This window comes from Micromonospora sp. ABR4_055 (genome assembly GCF_056160425.1).
In genome coordinates, this window is sequence record NZ_JBSWXD010000176.1 from 1 (window position 1) to 12,456 (window position 12,456).

The following is a 12,456-nucleotide window of genomic DNA, read 5'->3' on the forward strand; positions in this document are numbered from 1 at the left end:
AGAAGCGTCAGAACTCCTATCCTTCCAGTTCAGAGGGCACTTTCTATAGCCGGGGTCCTGCCGGTCCGACCTTCATCGGTGGATCGAGGCTGAGGTACCAGTGGAGCTTGATGCCGGAGGTGCATCTTGGTGCACCTGTGGCATCAGGTCGTGAAAGGGCACCTTGGTCCCGGGAGCCGGCCCTGGCCGGATGACCGCGCCGGGGCGGCGCAGCGCCGCCGCGCGGACCATCACCATCATCATCTGGCCGTCCCGGTTGCCGTGCAGTCGGATGCCGAGCAGGTGAATCCATTCGATGTTCGGGTGGGCGGCCTCGGCGCGGACGTGGATGACCCGCAGCCGCAGCGCTCCGTCTCCGTTGAGATAGTCGGACCCGCCGATCTCGATGACGTCCCACGGCTGCACCAGCGGCGATCTTGTCGACTCAGTCATCGCCACCTGCCCCGGTGGTCGGGTCAGCGGTGAGCCAGATGCCGACCGAGGCGAGCAGCCGACGAATGGTCCGGGCGGCGTCACCGTCGTACCGGTCCAGGTAGGCCACCGCGAGCCGCAGCCCCGGACAGACGATCGTGCCGCAGCGCGGACACCCGGTCACCGGGTCGGGCAGGTGCATCGCGGCCAGGTGCCGGGCGCGGGCGATCACCGGGTGGTTGACGTAGCCGGGCACGGCGCTGCCGGTCGGCACCGACATCCAGCCGAGTACGCCGTGCCGGCGCAATTGATCTTTGTCATTCATTTTTGCGCCATGCGTCCCCCATCGGGACAACAATGGACGCCTTCTCGAATTTCCCACTCCTCCACCCTGGACTTCCCCGCCTCACATATGGAAGATGGGCTTTGTCCTCGTAGCAGCAACATCCGTCACGGGGCAACCTCTGCCCACCACAAAGCAATTCTGTAGAGAGCTGGAGGAAACGAATGTCTGGAGCAGCGAGCGCATATCTGATAGCGGAGCTCCGCCGCCGCCGCGAGTTGGCCGGGCTCACCCAGGAGCAGTGGGGCGCCGCCCTGCACTGGTCGGCCCAGCACGTCAGCGCGGTCGAGCGCGGTGCCCGGCCGATCCGGCTCGACTACCTGGCCACCATCGACCGGGTCTTCAACTGCGACTACTCGACCCTCTGGGAGCTGCTGCTGCGCACCGAGCGGGCCCCGGTCTGGCTGCGCCCGTGGCTGGAGCACGAGCGGGAGGCGATCATGCTGCGCTGGTACGAGCCGCTGCTGGTGCCCGGCCTGCTGCAGACCGAGGCGTACGCCCGCGTCGTCCTCACCCATGCCGGAGTGGCGATCGACGACGTCGACACCACCGTCGGCGACCGGCTCGGCCGGCAGGAGATCCTGCACCGGGCCGAGCGGCCGTGCCGCTTCGTCGGGGTGATCGACGAGGCGGTGCTGACCCGGGCGGTCGGCGGCCCGGCGGTGATGCGTGAGCAGGTCCTGGCGCTGATCGCCGCCTGCGACCGGCCCAACGTCTCGATCCAGGTGGTGCCGGCCGGGGTCGGTGCCTACCCGGGGCTGAACGGCCCGTTCATTCTGGCCAGCCTGGACGGCCGGGCGGCCGGCTTCGTAGACGGGCCGTTGGAGGGCCAGACCATCGAGTTGGAGGCCGATCTGACCAGACTGGAGCATGCCTGGGAGTCGCTGCGGGAGTACGCTCTGCCCAGCGAGCAGTCCGTGGCGTTGATGCAGGAGGCAGCCGACAGATGGGCATGACGACCGATCCTCGACCGGCCTGGCGGACCAGCAGCCGCAGCAACGGCACCGGCGGCGCCTGTGTCGAAGTCGCCGACAACCTGCCCGGCCGGGTCCTGGTCCGCGACAGCAAGGACCGCACCGGCGGCACCCTCACCTTCTCCCCCACCGCCTGGCGGACCTTCGTCGACCACCATCAGCGGTAGATGACGCGAGCCGCGTCGGGCAGTGCCCGACACGGCTCGTCCGCTGTGGTTGGCCGCGCACCTGCCTCAGCCCTGTGCGCCGAGGCGGGACAGGATCAGCTCCCGGACGGTACGCGCGTCCGCCTGGCCCCGGGTCGTCTTCATCACCGCGCCGACCAGCGCACCGGCCGCCGCGACCTTGCCGTCGCGGACCTTCGCCGCGATGTCCGGGTTGGCGGCGATCGCCTCGTCGACGGCGGCGGTCAACGCACCGGTGTCGGAGACCACCTCCAGGCCGCGCGCGGTCATCACCTCGGTCGGCGTGCCTTCCCCGGCGGCCACCGCCTCCAGGACGGTACGGGCCAGCTTGTCGTTGAGCTTGCCCGAGTCGACCAGCCCCTGCAGTTCGGCCACGTGCGCCGGGGTAACCCCGAGCGCGGCCAGCTCCACACCGGACTCGTTGGCCCGGCGGGCCAGCTCACCCAGCCACCACTTGCGGGCGCCGGCCGGGGTGGTGCCGGCGGCGATGGTCTGCTCGATCAGCTCGACCGCCCCGGCGTTGACCACCGACTGCATGTCGTGGTCGGTCAGCCCCCACTGCTCCTGCAGCCGCTTGCGGTGCACCCGGGGCAGCTCCGGCAGGGCCGCCTTCAGCTCGGCCACCCAGGCGGCGTCCGGGGCGAGCGGCACCAGGTCCGGCTCCGGGAAGTAGCGGTAGTCGGTGGCGGTCTCCTTGGACCGGCCCGACGTGGTGTCGCCGCTGTCCTCGTGGAAGTGCCGGGTCTCCTGCACGATCCGGCCACCGGCGTCGAGCACCGACGCCTGGCGCAGCATCTCCGCGCGTACCGCCCGCTCCACCGACCGCAGCGAGTTGACGTTCTTGGTCTCGGTGCGGGTGCCCCACTCGGTCTGCCCGACCGGGGTCAGCGAGGTGTTCACGTCGCAGCGCAGCGAACCCTGCTCCATCCGTACGTCGGACACGCCCAACGAGCGGATCACGTCCCGCAGCTCGGTGACGTACGCGCGGGCCACTTGCGGTGCCCGGTCCCCGGTGCCGGGGATCGGCTTGGTGACGATCTCCACCAGCGGGATACCCGCCCGGTTGTAGTCGACAAGCGACTCGGTCGCACCGTGAATGCGCCCGGTCGCGCCGCCGACGTGCAGCGTCTTGCCGGTGTCCTCCTCCAGATGCACCCGCTCGATGCCGATCCGCACCAGCTCGCCGTCGACCTCGACGTCGAGCCAGCCGTCCACGCACAGCGGCTCGTCGTACTGGCTGATCTGGTAGTTCTTCGGCATGTCCGGGTAGAAGTAGTTCTTCCGGGCGAACCGGCACCAGTCGGCGATCGAGCAGTTCAGTGCCAGCCCGATGCGGATCGTCGCCTCGATCGCCGCCTTGTTCGCCACCGGCAACGAGCCGGGCAGGCCCAGGCAGACCGGGCAGACCTGGGTGTTCGGCTCGGCGCCGAACCCGGTCGGGCAGCCGCAGAACATCTTCGTGTTGGTGCCCAGCTCGACGTGCGTCTCCAGGCCGATCACCGGCTCGTAGCGGGCGACGACATCCTCGTACGTGGGCAACGCGGTCGTGCTCATCTCACAGCTCCAACTCTCGGCGCGGCACCGACCGCACCAGCCTAGTGTCCACCTGGGTTCCGCTCATCGACCCGGCCGGTAACCGAGTGCCACGAGAGCCTGCCGGGTGTCGTCCCACCACCGCCGGTACGCCGGTACCTGCTGCAGCCTTTCCAGATCCACCAGCTCGCCAAGCTGGCCGAGGTGGTCCCCGACTGACCGGCTGACCCGGCGCGTCACGTCGTTGAGCACTTTCTTCGGGTCGGCGATCTGCTCCACCTGACGAGGGCTCCCGGGGAGCCCCATCTCGACATCGGTCCACTGGACACCGAGGGCGTTGCGCAGTGCCTGCCCGTCGGCGAGCAGCCAGGCCTCGGTCTCCCGGACCGGGACGACCGCGACGAGTTGCTCCCGGCGGTCGGCCCAGCGCTTCCGGAGCGGTTCCAGCCACTCCCGGTGTACCCGTTCAGCGTTCGCACCCTGGTCTCGGTGAAAGAAGACAATCGTGAAGGCGCCGTCGCTGCGGTCGGCCAAGCTGATCACATCACCGATACCTGCCGGGCCGGACCGGGCCCGCAACGGTTGTACGTCGGCTACGTACACCGTTTCATCGAACTCGGTCAGGCACAGTCCTTCCAGTGAGCGTGCCAGCAGCCGGGGCAGGAAGCGGTCATCGCTGAGGCCTTCGGAGATCAGTGCGGTCGAGAGGTAGCGCATCAGCGATCCAGCGTCTCCAGGACCTCGAATTCGGCAATCTCTGCCTTGGTGACCACACCGCTGGGATCTTCGAGATCCAACGCAAGCTGATCACCACCGATCAGGCGGCTACGGGTGATCCGGCTGCGCGGTTCGCCCCTGCGCACCCGGGTCACCACGTCCAGGTAGACCGCATGGAGCCGTCCCCCGTCCTCGCCGCGTTCCAACGCCCGCAAGATCGCAGGCGAGTGGCTGCTCAGGATCAACTGGGTCAATCGATTGCCGTCTGCTTCGTCGCGCGACTCCAACGACCGTTCGACCAGGGCCCGCAGGTACCGCACGAACTGGGCGAGCCGTTGCGGGAAGATGCCGTTCTCCGGCTCCTCGAAGCAGATCAGCCCGGCACCACGGGGGTCGTAGAGTGCTGCGAGCAACGCGATCGCGCGCAGCGTCCCGTCGGACGCGACCCGGGCCGAGAACGGTGCCTCGTCGCGGGTGACGACCTCGACCTGCCGCTGCCGACGCGCCTCGTCCTCGGCGAGACGGACCCCGACTACTCCCGGTATCACTTCGGATACGTCGGCGGAAAGGTCGTTCAACGCGCCCTCCGGTCGGTCCTCGGTGCCCGTCGCGGCGGCCAGGTAGCGCAGCGTGTTGGCCAGGTGGGCACCGTTGGGCGCGAGGCTGTCCGGGTCGTCATAGGAATCGGGGGTACGCAGCGCACTGGGATCGAGGTGCAGCAGTCGCCACGACTGAAGCTCCCGCTTCAGCGCGTACAGCAGCGGGAAGTCCGTGGCGGTGGTCAGGCTGGACAGCACGGTTGCGGTCGCCGCTGTCGCCGGCAGTTTCCGTTTGCGGCCCTGGTTGCCCTGCTGCCGGATGCTGAAAATCGCACGCCCCTGCTCATCGCGCTCGGTCTCCAGCAGTTCCCGACCGCCCCCGCGATAGCTGGCCACCTGCTTCCATCGCGGGATCAGTGCCCGCAACGCAGCGTCGTCGGACTTAGGAATCCGGTACGCCGCCTCCCGTACCACGTACGGCCGACGGGTCCCGCTGCTGCTGGTGAGTCGTAGCTCGACCGCAAGCTCGTAACGCAGCCGAGAGTGATTCACTTCGGCCGTATCACCGAATGCGTCGGTCACCGACGACCCCAGCAGCACCTCGACGGCGAAGGTCATCACCGGCATCTGGCTGCCGTCGGTGTGCCGATGGAACAGATCGGGTACTTCCCCGCGCATCTGCTGAGCGGCCTCCAGCAGCCCATCATCGGCGAGCCGGGACAGGAACTGGATCGCGTCGAACAGGTTCGACTTGCCGGCCGCGTTCCGCCCGATGATCACGAGAAACGGCGGCACGTCCAGCGTGAAGTCGCGGAACGACTTGAAGCCGTCGATCTCGATCCGGGTCAGCACGTCGCGGCTCAGAGCTCCGGCGGGGTGAGGGTGCCGACCGCCGACTCCAGGGCCGCCGCGACCCGGTACATCCGGTCGTCGGCCATCGTGGGCGCCATCATCTGCAACCCGACCGGCAGCCCGTCGGCCAGCCCGCACGGCACCGAGATGGCCGGGCCGCCGTACAGGTTGGTCGGGATGGTGAACAGGTCGGCCAGGTACATCTGGTACGGGTCGGCGGTGCGCGCCCCGAGTGGGAACGCCACGAACGGCGTGGTCGGCGAGATCAGCACGTCGACCTGCTCGAACGCGGCGGTGAAGTCGCGGGTGATCAAGGTACGGACCTTCTGCGCCTGCCCGTAGTAGGCGTCGTAGTAGCCGCTGGACAGCGCGTAGGTGCCGAGCATGATCCGCCGCTTGACCTCCGGCCCGAAGCCCTGGTCGCGGGTCAGCGACATGACCTCTTCCAGCGACCGGTTGCCGTCGTCGCCGCTGCGCAGCCCGTACCGGACGCCGTCGTAGCGGGCCAGGTTGGACGAGCATTCGCTCGGCGCGATCAGGTAGTACGCCGGTAGCGCGTAGTCGAAGTGCGGGCAGGAGACCTCGACGACCTCGGCCCCGAGCTTGGTCAGCGCGTCGACCGCGTCGCGGAACGCGGCCAGGACGCCCGGCTCGACGCCCTCGCCGGTGGCGAACTGGGTGACCAGGCCGAGGCGCACCCCGGTCAGGTCACCGGAGGCACCAGCACGGGCCGCCTCGACGACCGGCGGCACGGCGGCCGGGATCGAGGTGGAGTCATGCGGGTCGTGGCCGGCGATCGCCTCGTGCAGCAGCGCCGCGTCGAGCACCGTCCGGGCGCACGGGCCAGGGGTGTCCAGCGAGGAGGAGAAGGCGATCAGCCCGTACCGGGAGGTGCCGCCGTAGGTCGGCTTGGCGCCGACGGTGCCGGTGACCGCGCCCGGTTGGCGGATCGAGCCGCCGGTGTCGGTGCCGATCGCCAGTGGAGCTTCATACCCGGCGACCGCGGCCGCGCTGCCACCGCCGGATCCGCCCGGGATCCGGGTCAGGTCCCACGGGTTGTACGTCGGCCCGTACGCCGAGTACTCGGTCGACGAGCCCATCGCGAACTCGTCCATGTTGGTCTTGCCGAGGATCGGCATGCCGGCGGCGCGCAGCCGGGCGACGATCGTCGCGTCGTACGGTGGCCGCCAGCCGTCGAGGATCTTCGACCCGGCGGTGGTCGGTACGCCCTTGGTGGTGACGACGTCCTTGACCGCGATCGGTACGCCGGCCAGCGGGCCGAGCGGCTGCCCGGCGGCGCGGGCGGTGTCGACGGCCTGCGCGGCGGCGAGCGCCCCGTCGGCGTCGACGTGCAGGTAGGCGTGCACCCGCTCGTCGACGCCGGCGATCCGGTCCAGGTGGGCGCGGGTCACTTCGACGGCGCTGGTGTCGCCGGCGGCGATCAGCCCGGCCAGCTGCGCGGCGGTCATCCCGGTGAGTTCGGACATGGTTCAGACCTCCTCGTCCAGGATGCGCGGCACCCGGAACCGGCCGTCCTCGGCGTCCGGGGCGGCGGCGAGCGCGGCGTCGCGGTCCAGGCCGGGGATGACGACGTCGTCGCGCAGCACGTTGGTCAGCGGCACCGAGTGCGAGGTGGGCGGGATGTCGTCGGCGGCGACCTCGCCGATCCGGGCCACGGACTGCAGGATGACGTCGAGCTGGCCGGCGAACGTCGCCAGTTCGTCCTCGGTCACGGCCAGCCGCGACAGTCGCGCCAGGTGCGCGACCTCTTCGCGGGAGATGGCGGCCATCTGCGCCCCCTTCGTACGGTGATCGAACGGTTGGCCCGGGATCCTCGCTCAGCGTGGCTCAGCGGGCCGGACCCGACGAGTCTATTTCTCCGGCGGGTCAGCCGAGTCATCGGGCACGCCGGCCGGGACGGCGCGCGGGCCGGGGACCAGTGGACGGTACCGGGCCAGCCAGCTGACCAGCTCGTCGGCGGGCATCGGCCGGGCGTAGAACCAGCCCTGGGCGACGTGGCAGCCGAGCGCGGACAACCGTCGCCAGGACGCGTCGTCCTCGACGCCTTCGGCGACGACCCGCAGCCCGAGCGCCCGGGCCAGCTCGATCACCGAGCGGACGATGGCCGCGTCGTCGGTGTCGGCGGCCATGCCGAGGACGAACGAGCGGTCGATCTTGACTTCGGACAGCGGCAGCCGGCGCAGGTGCTGCATGGACGAGTAGCCGGTGCCGAAGTCGTCCAAGGCGATCGCCACCCCGATCGCGTCCAGCCGGGAGATGGTAGCCAGCACCCGCCGGGGGTCGGCCATCAGCGCCCCCTCGGTGATCTCCAACTGGAGTTGCTCCGGTGACAGGTTGAAGCGGGTGAGCCGGTCGGAGATCTGCTCGGCGATCTCGCCGGTGTGCAGGTCCCGGACGCTGACGTTGACCGCTGCCCGCAGGGTGATCCCGGCGGCGGCCCACTTGGCGATCTGCTCGACGACGTCGTCGACGACCCGGCGGGTGAGCAGGCGCATCACGGCGCTCTGCTCGGCGACCTTGATCAACTCTTCCGGGTCGACCATGCCCCGGCGCGGATGCCGCCAGCGCAGCAGCGCCTCCACCCCGACCACCTCGCCGGTCGCGATCTCCACCTGCGGCTGGTAGTACATGGTGATCTCGCCGACGTCGTCGACCTCCCGACCGGAGTCGGCCGCGTGCGCGCCGTTGACGTCGAGTACGCGACGCAGGTCGGCGAGGAGGCTGAGCCGTTCCGGCGTGTTGTGGTCCGACTCGGCCGCGTAGACGGCGGTGCCGTCACCGGTGTCCTTGGCGTCGTACATCGCGACGTCGGCGTGCTGCAGCAGGGTGGCGAAATCCCCACCGTGCTCGGGGTAGAGGGCGATGCCCACCGAGCCGCCGACGTCCAGCGGCAGCCCGTCCAGGGCGACCGGCTCGGCGAGCGCGGTCACCACCTGATCGGCGATCTCCCGCGCCTCGTCCGCGCCGGTGAGCCGGGTGGCCAGGATGGCGAACTCGTCGCCGCCGAGCCGGACCACCAGGTCCTGCGGCCGGACCACCATGGCCAGCCGCAGCCCCACCTCGACCAGCAGCCGGTCGCCGACCAGATGCCCGAGTGCGTCGTTGACCCGTTTGAACCGGTCCAGGTCAAGCAGCAGCAGCGCCATCCGGGAGTCCGGCGCTCCGCGCCGCAGCGCGTCGGCGTGTGCCGGCACCTGGTCAGCGATCTCGACGATCAGCGCCTTGCGGTTGGCCAGCCCGGTCAACGGGTCCAGCCGGGCCGACCGTTCCTGCTCGCTGGCCAGCGCGGCCATCCGGTAGACCGCGTACAGCGGCACCAGCACGAGGGGGATCAGCGCCGGGTCGACCTGTGCGGCGACCACCAGCACCGGCCCGAGCAGCAGCAGCGATCCGGTGGAGGACAGCTCGAAGCCGATGCCACGGCGGGCTGACCGCCACCACCGGCCGCCGAAGCGCAGCCGGATCGCCAGGGTGACCGTGCCGTAGTTGACCGCCGACCAGGCCGCCGCCGCGCCGACCGCCACTGCGACGTCGCTCCAGGCCAGCTCCGCGGTGCCGGCGAAGGCGCCCGGCCCGGCCAGCCCGGCCACCGCCGCTGCGGCGGCGAGCGCCAGCGCGTACTGCGAACTGTTGAACAGGGCCCGCCACGGCACGTGCCGGGCCCGCCAGGCGAAGACCGCCACCGCGACGGCCTGCACCGCGACCGCCGGGCCGAGGCCCCAGGCGAGCAGGATGGCGAAGGTGAAACAGACCGACGGAAAGACTTCGGACCGGCGCCGCCGGCCCGGTGGGGTGAACGGTCGGGCGTCGCCGACCACCGCGAGCAGGGCCATCAGCCAGAATGCCGCCGGCAGGTCGAGAATCTGGGCGGGCAGGTCCAGCAACGGTACGGCACAGACGGCGAGCGCGGCGGCGGTCACGCCGCCGACAAAGCCGAAGAACCCAGGGGCGCGTTCCGAAGGAACGGAGTTCCGCAATGCCGCGGCCTCCATCTGCCCTCCCGTCGCGCTCCCGTGGCCCGCTTCGCCGGCTCGGCATGAGCCGGGCGTCCCGCCGACGTCCTACACCTTAAGGACGGACGGCCCGCAGGTCAGGAGCGAAGCGCGGTCGTGACTGATTTGAGACGCGGTCGGCGAATGCCCCACGCGGGGATTCCTGACCGCGTCGGGAAATGGCGTCCGCCAATTGTCGGGGCTCCGGCGAGGGTCCGGGTCGACCGACGCCGGGTCGCCGCTAGCTGGCGGCGGCGGGCTCGGCCGTATCGGCAGGCTGGACAGGATCGGCGGTACCGGCGGACTCGGCCGGCTGGTCCGGTTCGTTGACGGCGACCGCCCGGGCCGCGTCCTGCCCCTCCTCGAGAAGCGCGCCGAAGCCTGCCTCGTCGAGCACCGGGACACGCAGTGCGATGGCCTTGTCGTACTTCGATCCCGGGCTGTCGCCGACCACCACGAAGCCGGTCTTCTTCGACACCGACCCGCTGACTTTGCCGCCGCGGGACTGCACCGCCTCGGCCGCCTCGTCACGGGAGTAGCCGGTGAGTGAACCGGTGATCACGACGGTGACGCCAGCCAACGGGCGCGGCGCCTGGTCGTCACCGGCTTCCTCGACCATCCGTACGCCCGCCGCGCGCCAGCGCCGAACCACCTCCTGAGCGTGCCCGGCGGCGAACCAGTCGGCGGCGGCTGCGGCGATCACCGGACCGACCCCGTCGACGTCGACCAGTTGCTCCTGGCTCGCGGCGGCGATCGCGTCGATCGAGCGGAACTCGCGCGCCAGCGCCTGGGCGGCGACCGGGCCGACGTGCCGGATGGAGAACGCGACAATGATCCGCCACAGCGGGCGCTGTCTGGCCTCGGCGAGGTTGGCCAACAGTTTCTTCGCGTTCTCGGTCAGCTCACCGCTCTGGTTGCAGAAGAACTTGACTCCGGACAACCGGTCGGCGTCAAGATCGAAAAGGTCGCCGATGCTCTGCACGGCACCGGAATCGACCAGGGCGATCGCGGACCGCTCACCCAGCGCCTCGATGTCGAGAACGCTGCGGCCGGCAATGTACTCCAGCTTGCGGGTCAACTGCGCCGGGCAGTCGAGATTCGGACACCGGATATCGGCGTCCCCTTCTTTTTCGTAGCGCAGCTCGGTGCCGCACTCCGGGCACTCGGTCGGCATCACGAACTCGCGCTCGGTGCCGGTCCGCAGATCGACGACCGGGCTGACCACTTCGGGAATGACGTCGCCCGCTTTCCGCAGGACCACCATGTCGCCGATCAGCACCCCTTTGCGGGCCACCTCTCCGGCGTTGTGCAGGGTGGCGAAGCCGACCGTCGAACCTGCCACCTTGACCGGGTCGAGCACCGCGTACGGGGTGACCCGCCCGGTCCGCCCGACGTTGACCTTGATGTCGAGCAGCCGGGTGTTGACCTCCTCCGGCGGGTACTTGTAGGCGATCGCCCAGCGCGGGGCGCGGCTGGTGGAGCCGAGACGGCGCTGGACCGACACCTCGTCGATCTTGACCACCACGCCGTCGATCTCGTGCTCCACCTCGTGGCGGTGCGAGGCGAAGTGGGCGATGAACTCACGCACCCCGTCGCGGTCGCCGACCACCTGCCAGCGTTGGCTGATCGGCAGCCCCCAGTCGGCCAGCTGCCGGTACGCGTCGGACTGGCGTACCGGCTCGAAGCCCTTGCGCGCCCCCAGACCGTGCACCACCATGCGCAGCCCGCGCCCGGCGGTGATCCGGGGGTCCTTCTGCCGCAGGGAGCCGGCGGCGGCGTTGCGCGGGTTGGCGAACGGCGCCTTCTCCTGGGCGACCAGGCTGGCGTTGAGCTCGTCGAACGCCGCCACCGGGAAGTAGATCTCGCCACGGACCTCCAGCAGCTCGGGCACCTCGCCGGCCAGCCGCTCCGGGATCTGCCGGATGGTTCGCACGTTGGGGGTGATGTCCTCGCCGACCCGGCCGTCGCCCCGGGTGGCCGCCCGGGTCAGCACGCCCCGCTCGTAGGTGAGGTTGACCGCGAGGCCGTCGACCTTCAGCTCGCACAGGTAGTTGACCGGGCCACCGGCGTCGCGCTCGACCCGGTCGACCCAGGCGGTGAGCTCGTCGTCGTCGAAGGCGTTGTCCAGGCTCATCATCCGCTCGGCGTGGTTCACCGGGGCGAACTGGGTGGCGTAGGCGTAGCCCACCCGCTGGCTGGGCGAATCCGGTGTGCGCAGCGACGGGTGTCGCTCCTCCAGCTGGTTCAGCTCCCGGATCAGCAGGTCGTACTGCCCGTCGGAGATCTCCGGCGCGTCGAGGACGTGATAGCGGAACTGGTGGCGATCGATCTCCTCGGCGAGCGTGGCGTGCCGCTCCCGGGCGGCCGCGTCGGGCTCCTCACCGGCCTGCGCCTGCCCGGCGGCGCTGACCTGCTGCGGAACGACTTCCTCGGACACCGGCTGACCTCCGTGTTCGGATCTACCTGCGCACCGTATCGGTCGGCACCGACATTCGCGGATACCGGCCGACGGACCGACCGCAGTCACCCGCCTGGCGGACCGACCCGGTCACTCGCGTGGCGGCCCGGTCACTCGCCTTGGACGAGGTTGAACACGGCCACCCCGGCGCACCACAGGAAGCACAGCACGGATACCACCACCAGCACGGCGACGATCAACCCGCGGTACACCCGCCACCAGCCGCGCCGACCGGCGGCCGGGTCACCGTCGCTGTCACCGTGGTAGCTCATCGCCGCCAACGGTAACCGTAGGCACACCCCGGGCGGCACTGTTCCACCGGCCGGACCCCACCGCACTCCACCGCCGGCCGCCGGCCGGGTTCAGCCCTCGGCCAGCCGCCGGCCAGCGTCGCGGCAGGCGGCCAGCGCGGCCCGGGCGTACGGCACGGC

At 70.6% G+C, this 12,456-nt stretch carries 12 protein-coding genes; 2 read left to right on the top strand and 10 right to left on the bottom strand.

Features of this window, described 5'->3' with window-relative positions; all coding sequences use genetic code 11:
* Positions 1-72 precede the first annotated feature (72 nt).
* Complete coding sequence (locus ACXAHD_RS27940; RefSeq protein WP_281553787.1) at positions 73-432, bottom strand: hypothetical protein; 360 nt, start codon at positions 430-432, stop codon at positions 73-75.
* Positions 425-736, bottom strand: coding sequence for a hypothetical protein (locus ACXAHD_RS27945; RefSeq protein ID WP_281553786.1), 312 nt, complete (start codon positions 734-736; stop codon positions 425-427). Before ACXAHD_RS27945 ends, ACXAHD_RS27940 begins: the two co-directional genes overlap by 8 nt.
* Positions 737-918: 182 nt before the next feature.
* On the opposite strand from ACXAHD_RS27945, the gene ACXAHD_RS27950 reads away from it, so the two are divergent.
* Both ACXAHD_RS27950 and ACXAHD_RS27955 read left to right on the top strand, forming a co-directional pair.
* The gene (locus ACXAHD_RS27950; protein ID WP_281553785.1) at positions 919-1,710 is read left to right on the top strand and encodes a helix-turn-helix domain-containing protein; all 792 of its coding nucleotides are present in this window, start codon (positions 919-921) and stop codon (positions 1,708-1,710) included.
* Complete coding sequence (locus ACXAHD_RS27955) at positions 1,701-1,895, top strand: DUF397 domain-containing protein (RefSeq protein ID WP_281553784.1); 195 nt, start codon at positions 1,701-1,703, stop codon at positions 1,893-1,895. The genes ACXAHD_RS27950 and ACXAHD_RS27955 overlap by 10 nt, the downstream gene beginning before the upstream one ends.
* 66 nt (positions 1,896-1,961) lie before the next feature.
* On the opposite strand, the gene gatB is transcribed toward ACXAHD_RS27955, so the two are convergent.
* The 8 genes from gatB to ACXAHD_RS27995 form a co-directional block, all read right to left on the bottom strand.
* Positions 1,962-3,467, bottom strand: a complete 1,506-nt coding sequence (gene gatB / locus ACXAHD_RS27960) for an Asp-tRNA(Asn)/Glu-tRNA(Gln) amidotransferase subunit GatB (RefSeq protein WP_281553783.1) — start codon at positions 3,465-3,467, stop codon at positions 1,962-1,964.
* A gap of 63 nt (positions 3,468-3,530) precedes the next feature.
* The gene (locus ACXAHD_RS27965; RefSeq protein ID WP_281553782.1) at positions 3,531-4,163 is read right to left on the bottom strand and encodes a DUF4276 family protein; all 633 of its coding nucleotides are present in this window, start codon (positions 4,161-4,163) and stop codon (positions 3,531-3,533) included.
* Entirely contained in the window at positions 4,163-5,554 is a 1,392-nt protein-coding gene (locus ACXAHD_RS27970; RefSeq protein ID WP_281553781.1) for an AAA family ATPase, read from the bottom strand. Before ACXAHD_RS27970 ends, ACXAHD_RS27965 begins: the two co-directional genes overlap by 1 nt.
* A gap of 8 nt (positions 5,555-5,562) precedes the next feature.
* Positions 5,563-7,041 (bottom strand): Asp-tRNA(Asn)/Glu-tRNA(Gln) amidotransferase subunit GatA, encoded by a 1,479-nt coding sequence (gene gatA, locus ACXAHD_RS27975; RefSeq protein ID WP_281553780.1) that lies wholly within the window; start codon positions 7,039-7,041, stop codon positions 5,563-5,565.
* Positions 7,042-7,044: 3 nt separating this feature from the next.
* Positions 7,045-7,344: an Asp-tRNA(Asn)/Glu-tRNA(Gln) amidotransferase subunit GatC gene (gene gatC / locus ACXAHD_RS27980; protein ID WP_281553779.1), complete on the bottom strand. Its 300-nt coding sequence runs from the start codon at positions 7,342-7,344 to the stop codon at positions 7,045-7,047.
* Between the two features lie 81 nt (positions 7,345-7,425).
* Positions 7,426-9,567, bottom strand: coding sequence for a putative bifunctional diguanylate cyclase/phosphodiesterase (locus ACXAHD_RS27985; RefSeq protein WP_281553778.1), 2,142 nt, complete (start codon positions 9,565-9,567; stop codon positions 7,426-7,428).
* Between the two features lie 241 nt (positions 9,568-9,808).
* On the bottom strand, positions 9,809-12,004 hold the full coding sequence (ligA, locus tag ACXAHD_RS27990; protein WP_475054359.1) for an NAD-dependent DNA ligase LigA: 2,196 nt from the start codon (positions 12,002-12,004) through the stop codon (positions 9,809-9,811).
* 131 nt (positions 12,005-12,135) lie between these two features.
* Positions 12,136-12,297, bottom strand: a complete 162-nt coding sequence (locus tag ACXAHD_RS27995) for a hypothetical protein (RefSeq protein WP_281553776.1) — start codon at positions 12,295-12,297, stop codon at positions 12,136-12,138.
* Positions 12,298-12,456: the final 159 nt, after the last annotated feature.